This window comes from Cryobacterium sp., from assembly GCF_025463825.1.
Lineage (GTDB): Bacteria > Actinomycetota > Actinomycetes > Actinomycetales > Microbacteriaceae > Cryobacterium.
On sequence record NZ_JAODBG010000136.1, the window covers coordinates 1 to 25,014 of the forward strand.

The 25,014-nt window shown below is 68.3% G+C and carries 22 protein-coding genes; 15 read left to right on the forward strand and 7 right to left on the reverse strand.

Going from position 1 to position 25,014, the window contains the following annotated elements:
* Positions 1-836 (reverse strand): hypothetical protein (locus JWP54_RS16770; RefSeq protein ID WP_297374434.1); only part of this gene is annotated, 836 nt, incomplete at its 3' end.
* A gap of 317 nt (positions 837-1,153) precedes the next feature.
* Between JWP54_RS16770 and JWP54_RS16775 the strand changes: the two genes are divergently transcribed.
* Together JWP54_RS16775 and JWP54_RS16780 are read left to right on the forward strand one after the other, a co-directional pair.
* A complete protein-coding gene (locus JWP54_RS16775) occupies positions 1,154-2,617 on the forward strand; it encodes a YdiU family protein (protein ID WP_297374437.1) in 1,464 nt (487 codons plus the stop codon).
* Positions 2,618-2,642: 25 nt separating this feature from the next.
* Positions 2,643-3,230: a hypothetical protein gene (locus JWP54_RS16780; protein ID WP_297374440.1), complete on the forward strand. Its 588-nt coding sequence runs from the start codon at positions 2,643-2,645 to the stop codon at positions 3,228-3,230.
* Between the two features lie 60 nt (positions 3,231-3,290).
* Here JWP54_RS16780 and JWP54_RS16785 read toward each other — a convergent pair whose 3' ends face one another.
* The 3 genes from JWP54_RS16785 to JWP54_RS16795 all read right to left on the reverse strand — a co-directional run bounded on the left by JWP54_RS16785 (position 3,291) and on the right by JWP54_RS16795 (position 6,822).
* Positions 3,291-3,503, reverse strand: coding sequence for a three-helix bundle dimerization domain-containing protein (locus JWP54_RS16785; protein ID WP_297374442.1), 213 nt, complete (start codon positions 3,501-3,503; stop codon positions 3,291-3,293).
* 109 nt (positions 3,504-3,612) lie between these two features.
* On the reverse strand, positions 3,613-5,379 hold the full coding sequence (locus JWP54_RS16790) for a DEAD/DEAH box helicase (RefSeq protein ID WP_297374444.1): 1,767 nt from the start codon (positions 5,377-5,379) through the stop codon (positions 3,613-3,615).
* A 63-nt stretch (positions 5,380-5,442) separates the two neighbouring features.
* Positions 5,443-6,822: an O-acetylhomoserine aminocarboxypropyltransferase/cysteine synthase family protein gene (locus tag JWP54_RS16795; protein WP_297374447.1), complete on the reverse strand. Its 1,380-nt coding sequence runs from the start codon at positions 6,820-6,822 to the stop codon at positions 5,443-5,445.
* A 161-nt stretch (positions 6,823-6,983) separates the two neighbouring features.
* Here JWP54_RS16795 and JWP54_RS16800 point away from each other — a divergent pair, with 161 nt between their 5' ends.
* Positions 6,984-8,297 carry an LLM class flavin-dependent oxidoreductase gene (locus JWP54_RS16800; RefSeq protein WP_367274238.1) on the forward strand — a complete coding sequence of 438 codons (1,314 nt, stop codon included), beginning with the start codon at positions 6,984-6,986 and terminating at the stop codon, positions 8,295-8,297.
* Between the two features lie 7 nt (positions 8,298-8,304).
* Here JWP54_RS16800 and JWP54_RS16805 read toward each other — a convergent pair whose 3' ends face one another.
* Positions 8,305-9,081: an alpha/beta fold hydrolase gene (locus JWP54_RS16805; protein WP_297374450.1), complete on the reverse strand. Its 777-nt coding sequence runs from the start codon at positions 9,079-9,081 to the stop codon at positions 8,305-8,307.
* Positions 9,082-9,254: 173 nt separating this feature from the next.
* Between JWP54_RS16805 and JWP54_RS16810 the strand changes: the two genes are divergently transcribed.
* From JWP54_RS16810 to JWP54_RS16835, 6 genes are all read left to right on the forward strand, one after another.
* On the forward strand, positions 9,255-10,943 hold the full coding sequence (locus tag JWP54_RS16810) for a long-chain-fatty-acid--CoA ligase (protein ID WP_297374454.1): 1,689 nt from the start codon (positions 9,255-9,257) through the stop codon (positions 10,941-10,943).
* Between the two features lie 209 nt (positions 10,944-11,152).
* Entirely contained in the window at positions 11,153-11,707 is a 555-nt protein-coding gene (locus tag JWP54_RS16815) for a PadR family transcriptional regulator (RefSeq protein WP_297374484.1), read from the forward strand.
* Positions 11,708-11,766: 59 nt separating this feature from the next.
* Positions 11,767-12,303 carry a nitroreductase family deazaflavin-dependent oxidoreductase gene (locus JWP54_RS16820; protein WP_297374457.1) on the forward strand — a complete coding sequence of 179 codons (537 nt, stop codon included), beginning with the start codon at positions 11,767-11,769 and terminating at the stop codon, positions 12,301-12,303.
* Positions 12,284-12,628: a hypothetical protein gene (locus JWP54_RS16825; RefSeq protein WP_297374461.1), complete on the forward strand. Its 345-nt coding sequence runs from the start codon at positions 12,284-12,286 to the stop codon at positions 12,626-12,628. Before JWP54_RS16820 ends, JWP54_RS16825 begins: the two co-directional genes overlap by 20 nt.
* Positions 12,629-12,630: 2 nt before the next feature.
* The gene (locus JWP54_RS16830; protein ID WP_297374487.1) at positions 12,631-14,319 is read left to right on the forward strand and encodes an alkaline phosphatase D family protein; all 1,689 of its coding nucleotides are present in this window, start codon (positions 12,631-12,633) and stop codon (positions 14,317-14,319) included.
* A 523-nt stretch (positions 14,320-14,842) separates the two neighbouring features.
* Positions 14,843-15,682 (forward strand): hypothetical protein, encoded by an 840-nt coding sequence (locus tag JWP54_RS16835; RefSeq protein WP_297374463.1) that lies wholly within the window; start codon positions 14,843-14,845, stop codon positions 15,680-15,682.
* Positions 15,683-15,862: 180 nt separating this feature from the next.
* Here the strand turns inward: JWP54_RS16835 and JWP54_RS16840 are convergent, their stop codons facing one another.
* Entirely contained in the window at positions 15,863-16,051 is a 189-nt protein-coding gene (locus JWP54_RS16840) for a hypothetical protein (protein WP_297374466.1), read from the reverse strand.
* Between the two features lie 17 nt (positions 16,052-16,068).
* Here JWP54_RS16840 and JWP54_RS16845 point away from each other — a divergent pair, with 17 nt between their 5' ends.
* Positions 16,069-16,287, forward strand: coding sequence for a hypothetical protein (locus JWP54_RS16845; RefSeq protein WP_297374490.1), 219 nt, complete (start codon positions 16,069-16,071; stop codon positions 16,285-16,287).
* Positions 16,288-16,327: 40 nt separating this feature from the next.
* Entirely contained in the window at positions 16,328-17,326 is a 999-nt protein-coding gene (locus JWP54_RS16850) for an LLM class flavin-dependent oxidoreductase (protein ID WP_297374469.1), read from the forward strand.
* A gap of 63 nt (positions 17,327-17,389) precedes the next feature.
* Here JWP54_RS16850 and JWP54_RS16855 read toward each other — a convergent pair whose 3' ends face one another.
* Positions 17,390-18,052 (reverse strand): histidine phosphatase family protein, encoded by a 663-nt coding sequence (locus tag JWP54_RS16855; RefSeq protein ID WP_297374471.1) that lies wholly within the window; start codon positions 18,050-18,052, stop codon positions 17,390-17,392.
* A gap of 309 nt (positions 18,053-18,361) precedes the next feature.
* Between JWP54_RS16855 and JWP54_RS16860 the strand changes: the two genes are divergently transcribed.
* The 4 genes from JWP54_RS16860 to JWP54_RS16875 all read left to right on the forward strand — a co-directional run bounded on the left by JWP54_RS16860 (position 18,362) and on the right by JWP54_RS16875 (position 24,810).
* Positions 18,362-18,946 (forward strand): hypothetical protein, encoded by a 585-nt coding sequence (locus tag JWP54_RS16860; protein ID WP_297374474.1) that lies wholly within the window; start codon positions 18,362-18,364, stop codon positions 18,944-18,946.
* 104 nt (positions 18,947-19,050) lie between these two features.
* Positions 19,051-20,595 (forward strand): DUF3375 domain-containing protein, encoded by a 1,545-nt coding sequence (locus tag JWP54_RS16865; protein ID WP_297374477.1) that lies wholly within the window; start codon positions 19,051-19,053, stop codon positions 20,593-20,595.
* Positions 20,588-21,382: a DUF4194 domain-containing protein gene (locus tag JWP54_RS16870; RefSeq protein WP_297374479.1), complete on the forward strand. Its 795-nt coding sequence runs from the start codon at positions 20,588-20,590 to the stop codon at positions 21,380-21,382. Before JWP54_RS16865 ends, JWP54_RS16870 begins: the two co-directional genes overlap by 8 nt.
* On the forward strand, positions 21,379-24,810 hold the full coding sequence (locus tag JWP54_RS16875; protein ID WP_297374481.1) for an ATP-binding protein: 3,432 nt from the start codon (positions 21,379-21,381) through the stop codon (positions 24,808-24,810). Before JWP54_RS16870 ends, JWP54_RS16875 begins: the two co-directional genes overlap by 4 nt.
* Positions 24,811-25,014 lie beyond the last annotated feature (204 nt).

The window sequence follows — 25,014 nt, forward strand, 5'->3', positions numbered from 1 at the left end:
ATCTGTGGGATGAGGCCCAGGTAGGTCAGATTGATCCCTTCGACCTTAATCTTTGTCGCCTCCCTGTGAAGCAGGTCCTGCAGCTCCTTCGCTGTGTACTCGCGGATCGGCTTGTCAGCATCGAACCAGCCGCAGCCGCGGAAGATGCGGCCATACCAGCCGTCCATGCTGTAGCCAGGAATCGTGAGCGCGCCGTCGTTGAGCGACAGGCTGTCGTCGTAGAGCGCGGACAGATCGATGTCGTTCACCTTGCCCATGCCCTCGCAGCGCGGACACATACCGCCGGTGATGCTGAAGTCGCGGCGCTCCCTGATGGTCTGTCCGCCACGTTCGAGGGTCACCGCCCCCGCTCCGCTGATTGAGGCGACGTTGAATGAGAACGCCTGAGGCGAGCCGATGTGCGGATACCCGAGTCGGCTGAAGAGGATGCGCAGCAGGGCGTTGGCGTCGGTTGCCGTGCCGACGGTGGAACGGGCGTTGGCGCCCATCCGCTCCTGGTCGACGATGATCGCGGTGGTCAGTCCGTCGAGCACATCCACATCCGGGCGGGCAAGCGAGGGCATGAAGCCCTGCACGAATGCGCTGTAGGTCTCGTTGATCATCCGCTGGGACTCAGCGGCGATCGTACCGAATACCAACGAACTCTTTCCGGAGCCGGAGATGCCGGTAAACACCGTCAGTCGGCGCTTCGGGATCTCGAGGCTGATGTCCTTGAGATTGTTTACTCGCGCGCCCTGCACGCGGATCAGGTCATGGCTGTCGGCCGGGTGGATCGCGGGGACGTGGCGGCGCGGTGCGGGGTTGCGTGGGTGCTCCGCGGAGGGACCGTTGGTCATCTGCGCGATCGTGCCACCTTGCAGCGGGGTTGTCCAGTGTTGGGCGCGGATGTTGGAAGCGAGAGCGTGAGAAGCAGACTTCGGCGACCGCGCCGATAACGACGTCGACGTGCCGGAGTGCGGCACCGGAGAACACGGTGCCTCCGCCGATTATCGTCAATGGTTGCCGTATGCATGCCGCGCTGATCCGCAAGGCGAGGATCCCGCGCTCACGATGATCATGAGCGAGGTTCGATCGGGTCCGAAATTGATTCGGCTGCATACGGACCGCAGTCGGGCACAGGGGATGACAAGCGTCCCGCTGTAGCCTCGATGGGGTGAATATCGCACTGCGACCATCCCTCACCCTGGACGACCGCTTCGCGAGGGAGCTCCCGGAGTTGACCGTGCCCTGGCAGGCCGAGAAGGCGCCCGACCCGCGACTGCTCGTGCTCAACGAATCGCTGGCCTCCGAGCTGGGTCTCGATCCGGCCTCGCTGCGGACCCCGGAGGGCCTGCGTCTGCTGATCGGAAACCTCGTTCCCGACGGCGCCACCCCGGTGGCCCAGGCCTACTCCGGGCACCAATTCGGTGGCTTCTCCCCGCGCCTCGGAGACGGGCGTGCGCTCCTGCTCGGTGAGATAGTCGGCGCCGACGGCCGGCTACGCGACATCCACCTCAAGGGCTCGGGGCGGACGCCGTTCGCTCGCAGTGGCGACGGACTCGCTGCGGTGGGCCCCATGCTGCGCGAGTACGTCGTGAGCGAGGCGATGCATGCTCTGAGCATTCCCACGACGCGCTCCCTCGCCGTAGTGGGAACCGGGCGCTCCGTGCTACGGAAGGGCTTGTTGCCGGGAGCTGTGCTCACGCGGGTGGCGAGCAGCCATCTGCGCGTGGGGAGCTTCCAGTACGCCCGCGCCACGGGCGACATGAACCTGCTGCGCCGCCTCGCCGACCATGCGATCGCCCGTCACCACCCAGAAGCTGCGGAGGCGGGGCGTCCCTATCTCGCACTGTTCGAGGCGGTGCTCGCCGCACAGGCGACGCTGGTGGCTCAGTGGATGCTCGTGGGTTTCGTCCACGGGGTCATGAACACCGACAACATGACGATCTCGGGCGAGACCATCGACTATGGGCCCTGCGCCTTCATGGAGGCGTTCGACCCGGCAACGGTCTACAGCTCGATCGATGAAGGTGGACGCTACGCTTACGGCAATCAGCCGGTCATCGCGGAGTGGAATCTCGCGCGACTGGCGGAGGCGCTCCTTCCGCTTTTTCAGGACGACCAGGAGCAGGCGGTCGCACTCGCGGTCGAGTCGCTCGACAAGTTTCGGGGGCAGTATGGCGACGCCTGGTCCGCGGGGATGAGGGCCAAGCTCGGTCTCTCCGATCGCCTCGACGTGGAGGTGACTTCGCCCCTGGTAGATGAGTTGACCACGCTGGTTCACGCCGAACGAGTCGACCACACATCGTTCTTCCGCACGCTGAGCCGCGCCGCCCGCGGTCATGCTGATAGCGTGCGCGGCCTGTTCGTCGACGTCGCGGCGTTCGACTCCTGGGCGCAACGCTGGCGTGCGTTGGGCCCAGACGCCGACCTGATGGACCGGAACAATCCCATCTACATCCCCCGCAACCATCTTGTCGAGGAGGCTCTCGCGGCGGGCACGGCAGGCGACCTCGATCCGCTCGGACGGTTGCTCGATGCGGTCACTCGCCCCTACGACGAGCGCCCTGGCCTCGAGGGCTACGCCGCCGGCGCCCAGGAAGACTTCGGCACCTACCAAACCTTCTGCGGAACCTGAGCCGGGCGGGGCTAGGATCGGGCGCGTGACCCACATCCCGCAGGGCGGAGCGCCCCAGCATCTTGAGCGTTTCTTCATCAAGCAGCGTGTCACCATGATGGTCAACCGCTTCGAAATCCGCGAGGCGAATCCAGACGGCTCGGAGGGCCGTGTGGTGGCAATGGCGCAACAGAAGCGGATGGCGTTCAAGGAGCAGGTCACTTTTTACGCCGACGAAGCGCGCACTCGGGCGGTGTTCTCGTTCAAAGCCCGGCAGGCGCTCGAGCTTGCCGCGGTCTACGAGGTGACCGACGGCTCCGGTCAGTCGGTCGGTTGGTTCAAAAAGGATTTCGGCGCCAGCCTGCTGCGCTCGAGCTTCCACCTCGTCGGACCGGCGATCGAGGCGTACGGGCAGGAGCGGAACCGGATGGTCGCGATACTCCGCCGCTTCGTCGACCTTCCGCTGGCGTTCCACTTCGACTTCACCGACAAGCAGTCCGGTGCGGTCGTCATGTCGAGCGAGCGACAGTTCTCTCTTCGCGATCGATACACGGTCACCGTTCCGGACCACCGGCTCGACTTTCGGCTCGCGGCGGCGATGGCGGTCGGGCTCGACGTCTTGCTGCAGCGCTAACTGCTGCGCAAGCCCTCGACGAGTGGCGCTTACGGAATGTGACGCAGGATGTGATCGCCCTCACGACTCGGCCCTTCCGGCCTTCTTCAACCTTTTCTTCGCGGCGCGTTCAGTCAGGATCGATAAGTAGTCCCGGACCGGGCGACCGGAAAGGTGCAGGAATTCCGCGCGAGCTGCTCCTTCCAGGTCACGTCGTGGCAGGTCCGGAAATCGCTCTTGGAGCCGATTCACGACCTGCCTGATCAACTCTTCGTCGTCGATGTCACGGGTCACGGTACGAGTGTGTTCCGCGCTCGCTGCGTCGTCAAGGTCGGGCGCTCGCGGGCACGATGGAGGCCGCAGCATCCGTCCGCTCGTTCGTGCCCGTCATCGCCGAGCCCGCCTAGTTGTGGTGGGCGTTACGGGAAGGGCGCTCGCCGCGATCCTCGTGCCGAACCCCACCCCGACGATCGGGGCGGATTTCGATGAGCTTTCCGCTGATTCGGGTGTCCCGAAGTTTGTCGAGAACATCGCCGGGCATGTCTGCCGGCAACTCCACAATGGAGAAGTCTGGGCGAATCTGGATTGCACCGAAGTCATCCCTGCTGAGGCCGCCCTCATTCGCGAGCGCTCCCACGATTTGCCGGGGCTCAACCCGCTGCCGCCTGCCGATTTCGATCCGATACGCCGCCATCGGCTTATTGGACCGAGGTCGTCGCTCCTCGCGTTCGGCTCCCAAGTCGCGGTCCCCGCGGCCGTAGCGTTCATCTCGCCTGCCCCCGTCTTCAGCCCGTTGCGCTCGAACATCTTCCGGGGAGAGTAGAAGCGGTGTCTCGCCCTGCGCCACCACGGCCAGCGCGGCTGCCACGTCGGCCTCCGGCACATCGTGATGCTCGACGTAGTGGCCGATGATGTCCCGGAACTTCGCGATCCGGGCTTCCTGATTGAGCGCCTCGGTGATCGCGTCGTCGAAACGGGCAAGACGGGTGACGTTCACATCCTCCACGGTGGGCAACTGCATCTGCGTCAACGGCTGTCGAGTTGCCTTCTCTATCGCGCCCAGCAGACGCCGCTCGCGCGGCGTTACGAAACTGATCGCCGCCCCGCTGCGCCCGGCCCGTCCGGTGCGGCCGATGCGGTGCACGTAGGACTCGGTGTCGATCGGGATGTCGTAGTTGATGACGTGGCTGATACGCTCCACGTCCAGGCCGCGGGCGGCGACATCCGTGGCGACCAGAATGTCGAGCTTGCCGTTCTTGAGCTGCTCCACCGTGCGCTCGCGCTGCACCTGGGGAACGTCGCCGTTGATGGCGGTGGCGGAGTAGCCGCGGGCACGCAGCTTCTCGGCGAGCGTCTCGGTCTCGTTCTTGGTGCGGGTGAAGACGATCATGCCCTCGAAGTTCTCCACCTCGAGGATGCGGGTGAGCGCGTCGACCTTCTGCGGGTAGGAAACCAGCAGGTAGCGCTGGGTGGTGTTCGCGGAGGTCGTGGTCTTGTTCTTGACCGTGATCTCTTCGGGGTTGTTCAGGTACTGCTTGGAGATGCGGCGGATCGCAGCGGGCATGGTGGCGGAGAACAGGGCCACCTGCTTGTCTTCGGGGGTGTCGGCGAGGATCGTCTCGACATCTTCGGCAAAGCCCATCTTGAGCATTTCGTCGGCCTCGTCGAGCACCAGGTACTTGAGCTGGGTGAGGTCGAGGGTGCCCTTGTCGAGGTGGTCCATAATGCGGCCGGGAGTACCGACGACAACGTGCACGCCGCGGCGGAGGGCCGACAGCTGGGTGCCGTAGCCCTGTCCGCCGTAGACGGGAAGTACGTGCACACCCTTCATGTGGGAGGCGTACTTCTCGAAAGCCTCGCAGACCTGAAGCGCGAGCTCGCGGGTGGGAGCGAGCACCAGGGCCTGGGGGCTCTTCTGGGAGAGGTCGAGGCGGGAGAGGATCGGGAGGGCGAAGGCGGCCGTCTTGCCGGTGCCGGTCTGGGCGAGGCCCACGACGTCGCGGCCGTCCAGCAGCGGGGGAATCGTGGCGGCCTGGATGGCCGACGGGGTCTCGTAACCGACGTCCTTGAGGGCCCTCAGAACCGAGTCGCTGAGCCCGAGCTCGGAGAAGTTGATCGTCGTTCGGGCAGCGTCTGCCTCGGTCGGTGCAGTTGAATCAGGAGGCGTCATAGTACTACGGTAGCCGGTCGGAGTGCGTACCCCGTTCGGGAGGACTAAATCCGGCTGCTCCGGTCAGGCCGAGAGTGGCAAGCCGGCGTCGAAAGCCGGCACGGGGACGTGGGTGGTCGCGGCCGAACCGGCGCGCACCGCGGCGAAGGCCTGCTCGAGGTCGGCGCGCAGGTCATCCTCGTCTTCGATGCCGACGGACAGGCGCACGAGGCCCGGGTAGATCCCGAGCCGGTCGCGTTCCTCGGCACTCAGGTGGGCGTGGGAGGTGGTGCCGGGGTGCAGCACCAGCGAGCGCACATCGCCGAGGTGCGACATCCGGCTGAACAGCTCGAGCGCGTTGATCAAGGTGCGGGCATGCGCGATACCGCCGTGCAGGGTGAACCCGAACACCGACCCGGTGCCGCGCGGGTAGTCGCGCCGGGCGATGGCGTGCGACGGGTTGGACTCCAGGCCGGGATAGTCCACCGACGCGACCTCGGGCTGCGCCTCGAGCCAACGGGCCACGGAGAGCGCGTTGCGGGAGTGCTGGCCGACGCGCAGGGAGAGCGTCTCAAGGCCCTGCTGCAGCAGGAACGCGTTCAACGGTGACAGCACCGGCCCCAGCCGCCCGGCGATGATGGTGCGGGTGTACTCGAGGTAGGCGGTGTTGCCGAACTTCTCCGCCAGCGTCGGGGTGCCGGCGCCGCCGATGGGAGTGGAGAACTGCGGGAACTTGTCGGGATAGCGGGCCCAGTCGAAGCTGCCGCCGTCGATCACCACGCCGGCCAGGGTGGCGCCGTGGCCGCTGAGGAACTTGCTGGCCGAGTGCACGACGATGGAGGCGCCGTGCTCCAGCGGCCGGATCAAGTACGGCGTGGAGGCGGTGCTGTCGATGACGAACGGGAGGCCTTCCTCCCGGGCGAAGGCCGCGATCTGGCCGATGTCGATCAGGTCGTTCTTGGGGTTCGGGATGGTTTCGCCGTAGCTGGCGCGGGTGTTCGGGCGCACCCGGCGGCGCCAGTCATCGATGTCGTGCGGGTCGTCGACGAACTCCACCTCGATGCCGAATCTGGCGAAGTTCTCCCGGAACAAGGTCTTCGATCCCTCGTAGAGGCTGGGCGCCGAGAGGAAGTGGTCACCGGCCTTGAGGATGCCCAGCAGCGCCACGGTGATCGCCGCCTGTCCGCTGGCCACCAGCAGGGAGTCCACGCCGTGCTCCAGCGCGGTGAGCTTGGCCTCGACGGCCGCGTTCGTGGGGTTCGCGTAGCGCGTGTAGACCAGGCCGCCGTCCTCGCCGGCAAACCGGGCCTCGGCGTGATCGAAGGAGTCGAAGACGAAGCCCGCGGTGAGGTAGATCGGCGTGATGCGCGCACCGAAGTCGCCGCCGACGATCTCGCCGGCGTGTACCTGCTCGGTGGCGAAGCCGAAGTGGTCCTGGCCGTACGGTGTGGCGGTGGTGGTCACGGTGCTGGTCCCTCTCGGCCGGCCGACGACACCGGCAACGCGGTGCCGACAGTCCTTTTCGGTGGTGCCACGCTACGTGGCGCGGCCGGGTACGACAATCGGGCGGGTTCACCGAAGGACACATTGGTGCGCATCCTGCCCGCCCCGCCGAGACTGGGGGAATGACTCACCTGCAGCATTTCGGACGGTTCTTCGGTCGCGGCTTCGGCCCCCAGGGCTGGGGTCGCCCCGACTATCGGTGGAACTACGAGTGGCAGAAGCCCGCGATCTATCAGCAGGCGGTGCGGGAACTGGAGCAGGCCGGCTTCGACCTGCTGATCATCGAGGACGCCTTGTCGCTCGGCTCGCCCGAGACCCTGAACCTGCGGGTGAATCCGGCGTATGGCGGCCCCAAGCACGATCCGCTGCTGTTGGCGCCGTACCTCTTCGGTGTGACCAGCCATCTCGGTGTCGCCCCCACGGTGAATGCCGGCGCGTACCCGCCGTACCTGGCCGCGCGGCAGTTCGCCACCCTGCAGCACCTCAGCGACAACCGGTTCGGCGTGAACGTTGTCACCGATGTGAAGAGCGCCAGGCACTTCGGGCTGCCCGAACTCGGCCACGATGCCGCCTACGACCGCGCCGAGGAATGGCTGGGTGGCATCCGTCGGCTCTGGCACAGCTGGGGTGAGGGCGCCCACGTGAACGACCGGCAGACGGGGCAGTTCGCGGATGCCTCGAAACTGGACGCGTTCCACCACCAGGGTGAGTATTTCAACTTCGACGGGCCGTTGAACGCGCTGCCGTTCGAGGCGGCGGCGGGCGACCCGACTGTCGTGTCGCCCGGCGGCTCCGGCCGTAGCCTGGGTTTCGCCGGCGCGAACTCCGACGTGCAGTTGGCGCTCGCGCCATTGTCCATCGACAGCGTCACCGCCTATCGGGCCAAGATCCACGCCGCCGCGGCCCGAGCCGGGCGGTTGCCGTCGGCGATCAACATCCTTTTCGTGATCAAGCCGGAGATCGTGGACAGCGACGAGGAGGTGGACCGCATCGTCGCGGCCACCCGGCGGCCGAGCGACGACGTGCTGCGCGAGATCCTGGCGGCCCAATCCAGCGACCTGGAGACCGACCTGACCGTGCTCGACATCGACCATTCGATCGGACCGGGAGTGTTCGGCAAGCACGTGTCCCAGGGCACGGTCAACAATCTCGTCGGTGCGGCCGGGGACATCGAGTCCGACACCCTCCGGCAGATCGCCACGCGCAAGGCCAGCAAGGGCCGCATCAGCGACAAGAGCGGTTTCGTGGGCACGGCCGCGCAATTCGCCGACTTCTTCGAGGAGCTGGGCGAGGGGGCCGACAATGACGGCTTCATCATCAACGGCGACCTGCACCCCGTCACGGTGCACCGGATGCTCGACCAGCTGTGCCCGAGCTGCGGCACCGCGGAATCCTGCGGGACTCCTTCGGCGGCGGCGGGTTGCGCGCGAACCTGACCGACTTCTAACGCAGGGCGCCGAGCAGCGCCGGCGCCAGCACGGTGACGTCCACATCGTGGGTCTGGCCGGCAAGTTCCAGGTGCCGGCCGTGCGAGAAGGCGGTGGCCATGGCCCTGGCCGATTCCCGGATGACCTCCGGCGCCAGTTCGCCGCTCAGCACGACCGTGAGGGTGTTGATCGCTTCGAGCCGGTCCCGGGGCAGCTGCCCGTCACCAAGGGCGGCGTCGTCGTAGGCGAGGGTGGGGGCGATCTTCTCGAAGGCGTCCCACATGGGCGTGCGCCGCATCCCGGTGATCTGCTCGGCCGGCATGCCCACCCGGGCGAGGAAGAGGGCCATGGCGTCCCCGCGGCGGCCGTCCGCCAGCGCGGCCGCGAGCTCCCGGGAGTAGGTGACGGCCGCAGGGTCCAGCTCGACGCTCACCGGCACCTCATAGACGGCGAGCGCGGTGACCGAGGAGCCCAGCGCGGCGGCAGCCGCGATGGCCAGCGCGCCGCCGCTGGACATGCCGAACAGGGCCGCCCTGCCGCCGGCCACGTCGATCAGGGCGGCGATGTCGTCGATCTCCCGCTCGAGAGCGAACGGCAGCGTGTCGGTGCTGGCCCCGCGTCCGCGGCGATCGTAGGTGTACACGGTGAAGCCGGTCGCCAGCTGCGCGGCGAGGGCCCGCATGGGACCGGCATCGCGGTAGCAGGTCGCACCGTCGACCAGGATCAGGGCCGGACCGGCTCCCTGGCTGTCGAATCCGATCACGGTGCCATCGCGAGAGGTGACGGTGGCCATGGGGTCTCCCTGGGGATCGGCGCCGACGGCGGCGCGGGCGAAGTACACCCGTTGACAACCGTGCCCTGTCCGGGCGGATCGGTCAAGCACCGGCGGGCGGTGCCGCCGGACGGGCATCCGTGCGGGTGCCGTGTCGCACCACGCCGGGCAGCGGTTCGCGGGAGGATGTCAGCATGGCCATTACTGAGCAACAGCCCTGGGTGAAGCACTACCAACCGGGCGTTCCCGCCGAGATCGACTACCCCACCACCTCGCTGGTCGAGATGCTCGAGCACGCGGTGGCGGAGGCCGGCAATGCGCCGGCACTGGAATTCTTCGGCCGCCGCACCACGTATGCCGAGCTCGGCGCGCAGATCGACAAGGCGGCGGAGGGCCTGCGGCTCCTCGGCGTGCGCGCCGGCGACCGGGTCGCCCTGATTCTGCCCAACTGCCCCCAGCACGTTGTCGCGTTCTACGCCGTGCTGCGCCTGGGCGGCGTGGTGGTGGAGCACAACCCGCTGTACACCTCGCCGGAGCTCCGGCATCAGTTCGAAGACCATCAGGCGCGCATCGTGATCGCCTGGGACACGGTTGCCGCGACGGTGCGGGACTTCCCGGCCGATATCGAGATCGACCACATCGTCTCGGTCAACCTGCTGGAGGCGTTCCCGGCCATCAAGCGGTTGGCCCTGCGCCTGCCGGTGAAGAGCCTGCGCGAATCCCGCGCGGCGCTGACCGGCTCCGCCGCGGGCACCACCCCGTGGAAGTCCCTGATCAGCCGCGGCGCCATCGACCCGCTGCACCCCCGCCCGGGCCTGAAGGACCTCGCGGCGATCCAGTACACCTCCGGTACCACCGGCCGCCCCAAGGGTGCGATGCTCACCCACTACAACCTGCACTGCAACGCGCTGCAGGGTGAGGCGTGGATGCACGGCGCCGAATATCGCAAAGAGGTCTTCTACGCGATCCTGCCGATGTTCCACTCCTTCGGCCTCACGCTCTACCTGACGTACGGCATCCACAAGCAGGCCCTGATCGTGCTGTTTCCCAAGTTCGACCCGAAGACCGTGCTCGACACCATGAAGAAGACCCCGGCGACGGTGTACTGCGCGGTGCCGCCGATCTACGAGCGCACTGCGCTCGCCGCGAAGGAACGCGGCATCTCGCTGCGCTCGTGTAAGTTCTGCATCTCCGGGGCGATGAACCTGCCCGACCACGTGGTGGAGCTGTGGGAGTCCGTCTCCGGCGGCCTGCTGGTGGAGGGCTTCGGCATGACCGAGGCCTCACCGGTCGCGATGGGCAATCCATTCCACCCCACCCGCCGGCCGGGTACCGTCGGCATCCCGTTCTCGTCCACCCTGATGAAGGTGACCGATCCGACCGACCCCACCGTTGAGGTGGCGCAGGGGCAGCCGGGGGAGTTGCTGCTCAAGGGCCCACAGGTGTTCCAGGGCTACTGGAACAACCCGGAGGAAACCGCGAAGACGCTCACGCCCGACGGCTGGCTGCGCACCGGCGACATCGTCACCGTCGACGAGGACGGCTTCTCCACCATCGTCGACCGGGCCAAGGACCTCATCATCACCGGAGGCTTCAACGTGGCGCCCACCGAGGTGGAGACCGTGCTGCGCCTGCACGCCTCCGTGGTGGATGCCGCCGTCTTCGGCAAGCCCCTGGAGCGCGGCGGCGAGATGGTGGCTGCGGCGGTCGAGCTGGAGCCCGGGGCGGTGCTGGACGAGAAGGCCCTGCAGGACCACTGCCGGGAGCACCTGGCGGCGTACAAGATCCCGCGCCGGATCGTGCAGATCACCGACACCCCGCGCACCATGCTCGGCAAGGTGCTGCGCCGCAAGGTACGCGAGCAGGTGCTGCCCACGCTCTGAGAGTTTCACGGTTGACTTCCCGATACTTAACGATATATCGTTGCTGTATCGCGGAAGTTCCGCGAGGCGCGCCCGTGGCATCGACCCGGGACGCACACCGTGAAAGGACGATTGCGACTATGAAGCGCACTCACTCCACCAACCCTTCAGAATTCGGCCAGTCCGAGTACGGCCGGGCCGATTTGCGGCGCCCGGGCTTCTCTCCGGAGATGCACCGGGCTCACCACGACTCCGCCCAGGGCCACGGCCGCGGCTTCGGCCGCGGTTTCGGACCCGGAGGCTCCGGCTTCGGCGGTTTCGGACCGGGTGGCCCCCGCGGCTCACGCCGTGCCAACAAGGGCGACGTGCGCTCGGCGATCATCTCGCTGCTCGCCGACCAGCCCTCCAACGGCTACGGACTCATCCGGGCCATCGAGGAGAAGACCAGCGGTGCCTGGCGCCCCAGCCCCGGTTCGATCTACCCGACCCTGCAGCAGCTCGTCGACGAGGAACTCATCTCACCGACCGGCGACGGGCGGCGTACCGACTACGACCTCACGGAGGCCGGCCGGACCTACCTGGCCGAGCACGCCGACGAGCTGCAGAAGGCCTGGGACGCAACGCCGGGGCAATCCGACGCTGACGCGGCCTTCCACGAGAGCGTCGGCAAGCTGTTCGGTGTCGTGCACCAGTTCCGTTCCAGTGCCAGTGACGCCCAGCGGGCCGCCGCGAGCGAGAAGCTGGACGAGGTGCGCCGGGCGCTCTACCTCATTCTCGCCGACTGAGTACTGCCCTCCCGGCAGAAGCCGCGCGGCTCAGCCGCAACGGGTCCACACTGGGCGGCATGTTCACCGTTCAGCGCCTGGTTCGCGCGGTTGCCGCGCCGCTCAGCCGTACCCGGCTGTTCCGGGCGCTCGCCCCGACGGCCCTGCCGCCGGTCGAACGGGCCCTGCACCGGCTCAGCCGTGGACGCGTGCAGCTGAGCGCGCTCCTCGTGCCGTCCCTGGTGCTGCACAGCACCGGCGCGAAATCCGGCCTGCCCCGGGAATCCGCGCTGATGTACACACCGGACGGGCACGGCGGGGCGATCGTTGCGGGTACCAGTTTCGCCCGCGAGCACCACCCGGCGTGGACCTACAACCTCCCTGCGCATCCGGAAGCCGACATTGTCGTACGCGGTCGCCGGCTGCACGTGTGGGCCAGCCTCATCGGCCCCGACGCCCGCGAGGAGGCCTGGCGCCGCAGTGAACGTCAATGGCCGGGCTATCGCGGCTACGAGCGTGACTCGGGGCGCGCCGTGCGATTATTTCTGCTGCGGCCGGTTGCCGAGCGGTCCACAATGTCGGTTGAGGGGAGTCACCATGGCCGTCACGCTGAATAAGAAGGCCTTCGCACACGCCAGGGAACTGGTCAGGAAAGACAAGGTCGTGCGTGATGAACGCGACGACTGGAGCGAGCACGCCCCTTCGGCGGCGGCCGAGAACGCGTTCCTCGACAAGCACGATTTCGACGCCTTCGGCCTCTGGCACCTCGGTGTGGATGCCGACGCGTCCGAGGACACCAAGGGCCGCTACTCGTTCCCGATCGGCGACTTCACCAAGGTGCATCGGTGCGCGGTGATCTCCGCCGAAAGCCGGGTGGGCCAGCACGACCACGACGACATCGAGGACGCGCTGAAGAAACTGCTCGAGCAGATCGACGCGTGACCATGACGGCCCCTGCGCTGGTCCTCGGCCCGTTGCTGCGGTACGTCGACGCCGTCTCGGCCGCCGTGTGGGTCGAAACCGCCGCCACGGCGGTGGTCACGGTTCGGGCCGCCGGCCGGTCCTGGTCGGCCCGCACTTTTGCGGTGCACGGGCATCACTTCGCGCTGGTCCAGGTCGACGAGCTCGCGCCGGGCACGGTCACCCCCTACACCGTCGACATTGACGACGAGGAGGTGTGGCCGCCGGCGAACTGGCGATTCCCGGCATCCGCCATCACCACCCTCGCCCCCGGCGCGCCGATGCGGATCGCGTTCGGGTCGTGCCGCACCAGCGTGCCCCACGATGCCGGCGGCAATCGCAGCCATGGGGTGGATGCCCTGCGCACGTTTGCCGTGCAGATGGCCGCCCGGCCGGGGCGGTTCGCCTGGCCCGACCTGGTGCTGTTCCTCGGCGACCAGGTCTACGCCGACACCACGAGCGATGCGATGCAGGAATTCATCCGTGCGCGGCGGGATCCCGATGAACCACCCGGCGAGGAGCTGGCCGACTTCGAGGAGTACGCGCATCTGTACGGGCTGGCCTGGTCGGACCCCGCGAACCGCTGGTTACTCTCGACCGTGCCGACCGCGATGATCTTCGACGACCACGACATCCGTGACGACTGGAACGCCTCGCTCAGCTGGAAGCGGGAGATCGAACAGACGTCCTGGTGGCACCAGCGGCTGGTCGCCGGGCTGGCCTCGTACTGGGTGTACCAGCACTTGGGAAATCTGTCGCCCGCCGCGCGCGCGCGGGATGAGCTCTGGCGGCTGGTTCAGGCGCATGACGGCGATGCGGAGCTGGATCTCAGTGACCGGCTCGACCGATTCGCCGAGCGCGCCGATGCCGACCCCGCCAGCTACCGCTGGAGCTACTGCCGCGACTTCGGTGACAGCCGGCTGATCGTGGTCGACTCCCGGGCCGCGCGAGTGCTCGACCCCGCCCGGCGCGCACTGCTCGACGAGGACGAGTCGGCCTGGCTCGACGAGCGGATGCGCGGTGGCTTCCGGCACCTGCTGGTGGGCACGTCCCTGCCGTTCCTGCTGCCGACCGGCCTGCACCACCTGGAGGCCTGGGACGAAGCGACCGCCGAGGGGGCGTGGGGCGAACGGATCGCCGGACTCAGCGAGAAGCTGCGCCAGGCACTGGACCTCGAGCACTGGGCAGCGTTCCAGGCCAGCTTCCGCCGGGTCGCCCGAATGGTCACCGAGGTGGCCGACGGCCGCCGCGGCCCGGCGCCGGAGAGCATCGTCTTCCTCTCCGGCGACGTGCACTACTCCTATCTCGCCGAGGTGCAACGGACAACGGGCAGCCGCATCGTCCAAGCGGTCTGCTCGCCGATCCGGAACCCGCTGGCCCTGCCGTTGCGGTCATTCTCCGCGGTGCTCTCCTACGCCATCGCGAATCGGCCTAGCGAACTGCTGGCCCGGTCGGCCGGGGTGCCTGCAGCGCCACTGAGGTGGCGGGGAGTCCGCGGTCCGTGGTTTGAAAACTGCCTGGCCAGCGTGGCCGAGACGCCCCGGGGGCTCCGGCTGCGTTGGATCACCGGCGTGATCCGGAACGGTGATGAGGCGCATCCCGACCTCAAGACCATCGCCGACGTCACGGTGACGTCGCGCCCGGTTCGACAGCAAGCGATGCGCCACCGCTGACCGTGTCGCGGATGGCGTGCGGCCGGATGTTACGCATGCGTCGCCGGTGCGAAAAATATCTGCAACGGGTTTTGCGGTCGCCCGCGCCGGAAATGTGGCCGGGAACAACCAATTCAGCGTCGGCGAAATGGGTGTGATCAGCACTTATATTTTGCATACAGGCCTGGGCGGAAAGCGCAAGGGTATTCTGGGGCCTCGGAGGACATTCTCGGCACAGAGTGAGGATGCATGCAGAAACATGTTGCAGGGTGGTCACTTCGCCCGGGTGGGCCCCCGCCCGTGGAACGTCGACTAAGAATCGCACGTGCACAGCGCCTCGAAACTCGAGCCTCGCGAAGGTGCCCAGTGCGATTCGTCCCTGTGAAAGACATACTGAACCTTGACTTCACTGTTTTCCCGTACACCTGTCCGCCCCGACGAGACCGCAGAGACGACTCCCCGTGAAGCGCGGGCCGCACACACACATCGTGCCCGCGTCACCCGTCGCACGGCGGCGGGCGTTGCAGTCCTCGTCGTCGGTGCAATGGCCGGAACCGGTTTTGTGCTGCAGCCCGCCATGGCGGCCCAGAACGACCGGGTGGCCGAGACGGCCGCTCTGACCGAGAGCACCGGTCTGCACGCTGAACAGCTGCGCAGCTACAGCGCGGTGGCCGCGGCGCACGCCGAGAAGGCGGCCGCCGGAACCATCGCCGGCGCAACCGCCGTGATCACCGCCGCCCAGGACAAGGCCGATGCCACCGACCTGGCCACGAGCGTGGCGATGTTGAGCAACTACAAGCAGTTGGCGCCCGAGCGCGTCTACGAGCTCGTCGCCACGACGAACACCCAGGTGGAGCCGGTGCAGGCCGCGACGGCCGAGGCCGACCGGATCGCCGCCGAGGCCGAGGCTGCGGCTGCCGCTGCTGCCGAGGCTGCTGCCGCAGAGGCCGCCGCCCAGGCCGCGGCAGAGCAGGCTGCCGCCGAGGAAGCCGCCGCCGCGAGCGCCGCCGAAGAAGCCCAGGCCGCCCCCGAGGCGAGCAGCGCGCCGGCCCCGTCGGCCCCCGCCGCCCCCGCCAACCCCAGTGGGGCCCAGGCCATCGCCCGCGACATGATGAGCGCCAACTACGGCTGGGGCGCCGACCAGTTCGGCTGCCTCGTCAGCCTCTGGAACAAGGAGTCCGGCTGGAACGTGAACGCGTACAACGCCTCCAGCGGTGCCACCGGCATCCCGCAGGCGCTGCCGGGCAGCAAGATGGCGTCCGCCGGTTCCGACTGGGCCACCAACGCGGCCACCCAGATCTCCTGGGGTCTCGGCTACATCTCCGGCAGCTACGGCACCCCGTGCGCCGCCTGGAACAAGTCCGAATCGGTCGGCTGGTACTGATCGGCAGATTCTCACCCAGAACACCACAACGGCCCGCGAACCTCGAGTTCGCGGGCCGTTGGCCGGTTAAGGCCTGCCGGATCGGCGTGGGATCACAGGCGCCTGTGGACTGCCGCAGGCGCGAAGGCGGTTGTACTCTCGGGGCATGAAACGTGCGCTCGCGTTCGGCCTGGTGACCGGTCAGGTCCTGCTGCTCGTGGCCCTGCTGATCTTGCCGCACGGCACGGTGTGGCCGGTGAACGGATTCGTCATCGCCACCTCCGTCACGCTGGTCGTCGGCGGCATCGCCCTGGCCGTGCGCGGCTCCGCAACGCTGGGCCCCGCCATGACGGCCAGCCCGATTCCACGGGAGAACACCCCGCTGGCCACCGACGGTCTACCGCATCATTCGCAACCCGATCTACACCGGCCTGATGGCCGGAGGGCTGGGCCTGGTACTGGTCGGTGCGTCGTTCCTGCACATCCTGACCTGGTTCGCCCTGGTGGGCCTGCTCTCCGGCAAGGCCAGGTGGGAGGAGCGAATGCTCGCCGACGAGCATCCGGCATACTCGGAATACGCGGCCAGGGTCGGCCGGTTCCTGCCGGGCCCTGGCCGGATTCGGTGAATCCGGGAACGTTTCGGCGCCGAAAACCGTTACCTCGAGCATGACGACACCGCTCTCCATTCTTGACCTCGCCCCCATCGCACCCGGACAGACCATCGCAGAGAGCTTCGCCGCCAGCGTCGCCCTCGCCCGGGCCGCCGAGAAGCACGGGTATCAGCGGGTCTGGTATGCCGAGCACCACAACATGCCCACAATCGCCTCATCGGCCACGAGCGTGCTCGTCGGGCACATCGCCTCGCAGACGTCGACCATCCGGCTGGGTTCCGGGGGCGTGATGCTGCCCAACCACTCGCCGCTGACCATCGCCGAGCAGTACGGCACTCTTGCCGAGCTGTACCCGGGCCGCATCGACCTGGGCCTGGGCCGCGCGCCCGGCAGTGACCAGACCACGGCTCGGGCCATGCGCCGTGACCCGCGGGCCTCCGACCAATTCCCGCAGGACGTCATGGAGCTGCAGGCCTACCTGCGCGACGAATCCATCATCCCCGGGGTGCGGGCCGTGCCCGGCGCCGGCACCAACGTGCCGCTGTACATCCTCGGGTCGTCGCTGTTCGGTGCCGGTCTCGCCGCGGCGCTCGGGCTGCCGTACGCGTTCGCGTCCCACTTCGCGCCCGACTCCCTGTTCGAAGCCGTCGCCACCTACCGCCGGGACTTCCAGCCCTCGGCGCAGCTCGCCGAGCCGTACCTGCTGGTGGCGGCCAACGTGATCGCGGCCGATGACGCGGCGGATGCCACGCAGCAGTTCGAGATCATGCGCCGCGCCCGGGTGCGCGGCATGATCAGCAGGGGGCCGGCGACCCCGGACTACTCCGACGCGCAGATCGACGCCTTCCTCAGCACCACGGAGGGTGGCCGGCTCGCCGACATGATGCGGTACACGGGTGTGGGCACCCCGGCGGATGTGCGCGCCTTCCTGGACGAGCTCGTCAGGGTCACCCAGGCGGACGAATTGATCCTCGCCCACGCATCGCAGGGCATCGACGACCGGCTACGCTCCGTGCAACTCACCGCCGGGGCGATGGCCGATGCCACCGTCTGATTCGGCGGCCGAATGCGGCACCCGAGCCGCCGAGCGCGCCTGATCACCCCGCGCGTGACACGCTCAGGACGCGTCGAGCGCCTCGCCAGTGGGGTCAACGGCATCCGCGTCGGCCAAGGGCTTGCCACCGAGCGGCACGCCCGCCCAGGACAGCAGGGTCCAGCCCTCTTCGGGTGACCCGGACAGCTCGACGACGCCGGTGTTGTCGAGGTCGTGCAGCCCGGCGAACATGGACGGCACGTTCATGGCGCGGGCCGCGGCCCAGACCCGGATCGCCGCCCCGTGGCTGAAGACCGCCGCGGTCTGCCCGCTGGCAGCGGCCACGGCGATATCGGCGTCGTACCGGGCGAAGAACGCGTTCCCGTCCGGCCCGCCGGGCATCTGAACGTCGAGGTTGCCCGCGCCCCAGGCGAACACCGTTTCCATGTACCGGCGCACGGAGGCGTGGTCGCTGCGACGCTCGAGGTCGCCGGCCTCGATCTCGTGCAGGCCGTCGGCGATCTGGATGTCCAGGCCGCGATCGAGCGCCAGAGGCTGCGCGGTGAGCTGGGTGCGGTGCAGGGTGGACGCGAAGATCGTGTCGATGGAATCGAACCGGAGGGCCTCAGGAATGACGGCAGCCTGGCGCTCACCGAGCTCGGTCAGGCCGGGTCCCGGGTGTGCGGTATCGAGCTGCCCGCGCACGTTGGCGGGCGTCTGGCCGTGGCGGATCAGAAGGAGTCGCATGGTCATTCCAGAGTAACCGCGATTGCCTGGACCTCGACTGAGCGGGTTCGGCCTCGTCGGTACGCTTGCGCGCATCCACAGTCGGTGCCGAGTTGCCACCTGAGGCCCTGATCTGGCGATCCAGGGGGCCTCAACTGGCAACTTGCGAACATGCCCTTTACCGAGATGCCATTTGGGGCCCGTGATTGGCGGTTCACGGGGCCTCAACTGTCATCTCGACTCGGGCCGGGCATTCTGGTGAGCCGGGCCCCGGAAACCAAAGTTTTCGGGTGCGATCCTCCGCGGTTCGCGGGCTTGTAAAATGGGGGTGTGACGGATGCGGTGAAGCACGGCGGACGAGCGCCGATATCGCGCATCGTCGATGAGGGCCTGCTCATCGCGTTGTCCTCCGTGCGGATGGCCGTGAAGAACGACATCATCGTCGCAGGGCTCGGGGAACACGCCGACTTCGATACTGCCCGGTTCGCCGAGACCACCCGCAGGGAACTGCTCGCCCTCGCGGAGGAGAACCGGGAATCTGCGGTGCGCGTCGGCGAACAGCGCAAGGAACTGACCTCGTCGACGTGGCGGCTGGACCTGTCGCAGGACCAGCTGATGGACATCCGCCAGTTCAAACTGCGCAAACGCGTGCACAAGCGCCTCGCCGCGGCGTTGATTGCCGTGGCCGAGGACGAGGACCACGTCGGCCGCTTGGTGCGGGACTCTCAGAATGCCGCCAGCGAGGAGATCCAGGACGCCATGCGCGCCCGGCTGATGCGGCTCTCGATCGACCCGCTCGACCCCGAATACCAACGTCACCGGGCCGAACGTACCGAGATGTTCCTGCTCGTGGACCTCGCCCTGCTCAAGCTGAAAGCCGACGAAGCCGCCGGCGACGGGCCCGCCGAGTACTAGCCGGGCACTCGCGCCCGGACGGGGTGCCCGACCAGCGTCGTTCTGGCGACTACGGTTGAGGAGGCCCAACGGGGCAGACCCGGCTGGGCGTGAAGGGAACGTACGTGGTGAGTGATATTGCGGGTGAATTGGCGCGGGTGCGCGATGCCTTCGACCGACCCACCCTGCGGCTCCTCGACCGCAAGTGGGCGCCCTTCGTGCTCGCGGTGTTCAAGTCCTCCTTCAGCCGGGACCGGCGCAGCGTGCAGGCCGACCGGCTGCACGCGCAGGTGGACGCCTACCTCGCCGACCTGAAATCCATCGGCACCGATGTGCCCGGACGCAACGGCCGAGCGCTCTGCGTGCAGTGGATGAACGATCTGTGGCTCTACCGCGAAACGGGGGAGGACGGCGAGGAACAGTACTCGCTCACCTCGCACGCCCTCGAAGCGTTGCTGCTGGTGGAGGGGCTCGCCCGCGATCGCGCCCTGATCAGCGAATCCCGCCTCACCACGATCGTCGATACGGTGCGCCACCGCGCCACCCAGGCCAACCCGGACCGCGACGAACGCATCCGCCGGCTCGACCTGGAGATGGCCGCCCTGGCCGCCGAGCGCGACCGCCTCGCCGGCGGCGGCGAGATCGCGGCGGCGTCCAACTCCCAGATGCACGAGGGCTACGACAACCTCATCGACCTCATCACCCAGCTGCCCAGCGACTTCAAGAGGGTGGAGGAATCCGTCGCCGGCATGCACCGGCAGATCGTCAACGACTTCCGCGGCGAGGAACGACCCATCAGTGAGGTGCTCGACGAGTACCTCTCCAAGACGGATGCATTGATGTCGTCGACCGCGGAGGGCCGCGCGTTCGAGGGCGCCATCGTGCTGCTGCGCGACGAGAGCCTGCTCGCCGCGCTGAAGAACGACCTCGAGTCGATCCTGCTGCACCCCTTCGCCCTCGAACTCAGCGCCGAGGAGCGGCGCAGCTTCATGGGCACCGTCAGCCTGATCCGCAAGGGCGTCGACGACGTGCTCACCCAGCGTAACGGCCTCACCACCACACTGCGGGAACACATCGTGAACCACGACGTGGTCAAGGATCGGGAACTCGAGCGACTGCTGCGGGAGATCAACAAGGAACTCGCGATCTGGATGGAGACCGCCGGGCCCCGGTCCACCGTGACCGCCGAGCTGATGCCCGGCACCCTGGAGCTCGAGCACCTGCGCGAACGCTTCTATGACCCGGGCGCCCACAAGGCGCCGCCGCCCCTCGAGGATGTATCGGCGTTCGCGCCGGAGCCGCAGAGCCTCGACGCCATGCGCACCCAGGGCGGCCCGCTGCTGGGCGAGCTGCGGGACGCCATCGTGAGCGCATTCACCACCGACGGTGCCGCATCCGTCGGGGACGCCTTCAACCGGCTCGACCCGGCCCTGCGCCGGCCGGTGGAGATCCTCGGGCTGCTGCAGCTCGCCACCCAGGTCGACGCGGTCACCGGCATCGATGCGTCGGCCGCCGACGGGTCCGCAGCCGCGGAGGGCGCACCGACCGAAGCCTTCGACACCGTCCGACCCGACGGGTCTCGCCGCACCTTCTCGGTGCCGCGCATCACTCTCACCGACGATGACACCGCGGCCCTGGCCGCCCTGAACTATGGACCTGACCATGACTGACGACGTGACCGACGTGACCGATGAGTCCGCCATCGAGGGCGACGCCCTGCCGGACGAGGACGACACCGCGGAAAGCTTCTCCCTCTTCGAGGGCGACGAGGGCGGCCTGACCGTCGAACAGCGTCGCACCCTGGTGCTGCTGCTTCGGCACCGCTACATCTCCGCCGCAATGCAGCCGGCCGAGTGGCGCACCCTGCTGACCTCGCAGAGCCTGCTGAAATCCCGGCTGAACGACCTCTTCCTCGACCTGCACGTCGACCTGCACTACGAGGTGGCGTTCAAGCGCCAGGCCGTCGGCGAGGGCGGCGAACGGTTCCCGACCCTGTTGCACGATGTGTCGTACACCCGCGAGGAAACCATCCTGCTGGTGTTGCTGCGCCAGCGGTTCCGCAGCGAGCGCGCCAACGGCGTGGACATCGTCATCGTCGACCGGGACAACCTCGTCGACAACGTCGCGCACTTCCGCCCGGAGCACGCCACCGACCGGTTCGGCGACGCCCGGCGCGCCACCGCGGCCGTGGACAGCCTGGCCAAGGCCCGGGTGCTGTTGAAGACCAGCGACCCCGACCGCTTCCGGATCTCCGCCGTGATCGAGGTGTTGCTGCCCATCGAACGGCTCACCGAGCTGTGGGAGTGGCTGGTGAACCAGAACGGTGCCGACCTGCCCGCCCCGGTCGACGCCGACGAGCCGGACGCCGCCGCGCTGGACGCCGCCGCGCTGGACGCCGAGCCCGACTCCGACGACGATCGCGAACCAGCCGACCCCGCCCTGGAGGCCGCATCATGACCGATTCCCCGCTCTTCCACATGGACGGCGCCACCGAGGGCACCACCCAGTGGCGCGCCGAATCCTTCCAGATGGTCAACTGGGGAGGCTTCCAGGGCCACCACGAGGTCGACTTCGCCCGCACCGCCACCCTCGTTTCCGGGGCCTCCGGCACAGGTAAATCCAGCCTGCTCGACGCCTACCTGGCGCTGATGATGCCCTCCGACACGCCGTTCAACGGCGCGTCCAACGACGCCGGCTCCGGCCGGGCCCGCAGCGTCGACCAGCGCAACCTGATGACCTACCTGCGCGGCAAGACCGACTCCACCCGGGAGGCCGACACCGGAACAATGCACGACCAGGTGCTCCGCGGCGCCGACGCCGCCACCTGGGGCGCCGTGGCGATGACCTTCATCGACGACAACCAGCGCCGGTTCACCGTTCTGCGCGCCTACTTCGTGCCGCGCGGAGCGACGAAGTTCGCCGACGTGACCATGAAGATGGCCACCCGCGACGGCCGGCTCGACCTGCGCGACCTGGCCGACGTCACCGAAGCCCGCTTCGACAAGCGGGCGCTGAAGAACCGGTTCAGTGACCTCGACGTCTTCGACACCTACGCCGCTTTCTCGCAGACCCTGTACACCCGGCTCGGCATCGGCGCCAACGGGGAGGGCGGCAAGGCGCTGCGGCTGCTCGCCCGCATCCAGGCCGGCCAGCAGGTGAAGACCGTCGACGGACTCTACAAGTCGATGGTGCTCGAGGAACCCGCCACTTACGCCGCCGCCGACAAGGCCGTCGACCACTTCGAGGACCTTGAGCGCTCCTACGGCGCCATGGTCACCGAGGCGCAGAAGGCCAAGGTGCTCGAACGCCTGCCCGACCTGCACCGTGATTACGAGACCGCGACCGAGAAAGCCGACCTGATCGACCGGTTCGGGGTGCACCGTGACGGCGACACCCCGTTCGTGCTCTGGCAGCTGCTCACCGAGCACGGCCTGCTCGACTCGGCCGCCGACACCAACCGCAGCAGCCGGCGGGAGAACCAGGCCGCGTTCACCGCGGCCCGGGATACCGAGACCGAGCTGAAGGGCCGGGTCGCCGACCTGCAGCACCAGCAGCGCGACAACGGCGGCGATGTGCTCGCCGGCCTGCAGAACGACCTCGATGTGCTCACCGCCCGGCGCGACGACGTGGACGCCGAGCGTGCCAGGTTCGACGACCGGATCAGCCTGCTCGGCGCCACCGCCGATGCGGCCGCCATCGACTCGGTCGACTCCTTCGCCGCCGCGCAGCTGGCCGCCGAAGAGTTCGTCGCGGGGTTCGCCGCCACCGAGCAGGAGCTCGATCTCGAACGCGTGGGCCTGCAGCGCACCGCATACCCGATCGAAGAGAAGATCCGCACCCTCAAGCAGGAACACGGCTTCCTCAAGGGGCGCGCCAGCCTGGTTCCGCAACACCTGCACAACGCCCGGCTGATGATCGCCGAGGCCGCGGGCATCCCGGCCGAGGAGCTGCCCTTCGTGGCCGAACTCATCGACATCGCGCCCGGCGAGGATGCCTGGCGCCAGGCCGCCGAGGTGACCCTCGGCTCGGTCGTGCGAGTGCTGCTCGTCGACGAGAACCGGCTACGCGCCCTCGGCGAGGCCATCGACCCGCTGCACATCCCGGTGCGCATCCACTTCGAAGGCGTCCCCCTGCACCCGCACCAGCAGGTGCAACCCGACCCGCGGTACGTCTCCGGCAAGCTCACCTTCAAGGACTCGCCCTTCAGCCGCTGGGTGCAGGACCGCGTGCAGGCGCCGACCATCGACGCGCTCTGCGTGAACGGCCCGGCCGACCTGGCCGGCGACGGCTCCCGGGTCACCCGGAGCGGACAGATCCGCCAGGGCAAACGCGGCGCCCATGGTTGGAACAAGGACCAGCGCTCCATCATCGGCTTCTCCAGCGATGTGCGCCTCGCCGAGATCGACGAGGAGCTGGCCGCTCTAAAGGCCTCCGCCGACTCGCTCGCGCAGCAGGCATCCGCCAAGGCCGGGCAGATCATCGCCCTGCGCCGCCTCAAGGATGCGCACCAGCACGTGATCGACACCGTCTGGGCGGCCATCGACGTGGCGGGCGCGCAGGCGAAGATCGCCGACAAAGAGGCCGAGCGGGAGCGCCTGCTCGCAAACAGCGATGTGCTCCGCGGTCTCAAGGACGAAGAAGCACGCCTCACGGCCGAGCTGGAAGCCGCTCAGAAGCACAAGCACGAGACCGAGCGCGCGGCCGGCGTGCTCGGCGACGAGCACGCGGCGATCGTGGACCGGCAGGATGTCGTGAACGACGCCCTGGAGCGGATCCAGGCCGACGACACCGTCAGCCTGACCGAGGAGCACTCCGCGCATCTGGCCGTCCAGTTCGCCGCCGTCAGCGACAGCGCCGACCTGGCCACCTTCGCGAACGGTGTGCGACGCCTGCGGGAGCGGCTCACCGAGCAGTCCGCGCAGGACCGCGAGACCGCACGGAGCGCCCGGAACACCCTCATCGGGATCTTCGAAACCTTCCAGAGCCGCTGGCCGGACCCGAACGTCGGCGTCGGAATGGAGTCGTACTCCAGCTACAGCGACATCCTCGACGCCGTGTACACGCTCGGCCTGTTCGAGCGCCGGCAGGAATGGAAGCGCCGGCTCTCCGCCTGGAGCGGGCAGGACCTCGTGCCGCTGGTCGGTGCGTTCACTACCTCGATCGAGGAGATCGAAGACCGGTTGCGGCCGATCAATGACATCCTCAGGACCCTGCCGTTCGGCGCGGGCCGGGACCGGTTGCAGATCTCCCTGCGCCGCCTGCACCGCGATGACGCCACGGCGTTCCGCAAGGAGCTCAGGGTGCTCTCCTCCGGTGCCACCGAGGAGTTCACCGACGAGCAGACCGAAAGCCGGTTCACCCGGCTGCAGGCGTTCATGAACCTCATCCGCCGGCCGGATGACCTGGGCGTCAGCGACACCGGCCGGGCCGGTGCCGCGAGGGGCGACACTGATCGAGACCTGCTGTTGGATGTGCGCCGGCACGTGGAGATCACCGCGGTACGCACCACCCCGGAGGGCGTCGAAGTCAGCACCTACTCGTCGCTCGGCGGCAAGAGCGGTGGCGAGTCGCAGGAACTCGTGGCGTTCGTCGTCGGTGCCGCGCTGCGGTTCCAGCTCGGCGACGAGAGCCGCACCCGGCCGCGGTTCGCGCCGGTGTTCCTCGACGAGGGCTTTGTGAAGTCCGACTCCGAGTTCGCCGGCCGGGCCGTGTCCGCGTGGAAGGGCCTCGGCTTCCAGCTGATCGTGGGGTCGCCGCTGGACAAGGTCACCGCGCTCGAACCGCACATGGACCTGGTGCTCTCGATCACCAAGAACACCCGCACCGGCTACTCGTACATCACCCCGCTGTCGACCCCGGAGGACGCCTCGGAGAACGCCGCCTGACGCGGGTCCGCCGTCGGTTGAGCTGAGGAGCCGTAGTGCCCCTCAGGGCTGGTCGTGCTGGTGGTGGTGTTGTTCGAGGGCGGCGGGGCTTTTGCTGTGCAGCTGGATGAGCTTTTGGCCGGGGTCCGCGGACGCGGGTGGCCTGAGCCAGTAGGCGCCGGAGTGTTCGAAGATCTGCCAGCCTTGGTTGTGCAGTAGCCGGTG

Bases quoted from the DNA above. Each gene is read 5' to 3' on its own strand.
- JWP54_RS16790 (WP_297374444.1), bottom strand. From the start codon at position 5,379: ATGACGCCTCCTGATTCAACTGCACCGACCGAGGCAGACGCTGCCCGA.
- JWP54_RS16800 (WP_367274238.1), top strand. From the start codon at position 6,984: ATGACTCACCTGCAGCATTTCGGACGGTTCTTCGGTCGCGGCTTCGGC.
- JWP54_RS16805 (WP_297374450.1), bottom strand. From the start codon at position 9,081: ATGGCCACCGTCACCTCTCGCGATGGCACCGTGATCGGATTCGACAGC.
- JWP54_RS16810 (WP_297374454.1), top strand. From the start codon at position 9,255: ATGGCCATTACTGAGCAACAGCCCTGGGTGAAGCACTACCAACCGGGC.
- JWP54_RS16815 (WP_297374484.1), top strand. From the start codon at position 11,153: ATGCACCGGGCTCACCACGACTCCGCCCAGGGCCACGGCCGCGGCTTC.
- JWP54_RS16820 (WP_297374457.1), top strand. From the start codon at position 11,767: ATGTTCACCGTTCAGCGCCTGGTTCGCGCGGTTGCCGCGCCGCTCAGC.
- JWP54_RS16825 (WP_297374461.1), top strand. From the start codon at position 12,284: ATGGCCGTCACGCTGAATAAGAAGGCCTTCGCACACGCCAGGGAACTG.
- JWP54_RS16830 (WP_297374487.1), top strand. From the start codon at position 12,631: ATGACGGCCCCTGCGCTGGTCCTCGGCCCGTTGCTGCGGTACGTCGAC.
- JWP54_RS16835 (WP_297374463.1), top strand. From the start codon at position 14,843: ATGGCCGGAACCGGTTTTGTGCTGCAGCCCGCCATGGCGGCCCAGAAC.
- JWP54_RS16850 (WP_297374469.1), top strand. From the start codon at position 16,328: ATGACGACACCGCTCTCCATTCTTGACCTCGCCCCCATCGCACCCGGA.
- JWP54_RS16855 (WP_297374471.1), bottom strand. From the start codon at position 18,052: ATGCGACTCCTTCTGATCCGCCACGGCCAGACGCCCGCCAACGTGCGC.
- JWP54_RS16870 (WP_297374479.1), top strand. From the start codon at position 20,588: ATGACTGACGACGTGACCGACGTGACCGATGAGTCCGCCATCGAGGGC.
- JWP54_RS16875 (WP_297374481.1), top strand. From the start codon at position 21,379: ATGACCGATTCCCCGCTCTTCCACATGGACGGCGCCACCGAGGGCACC.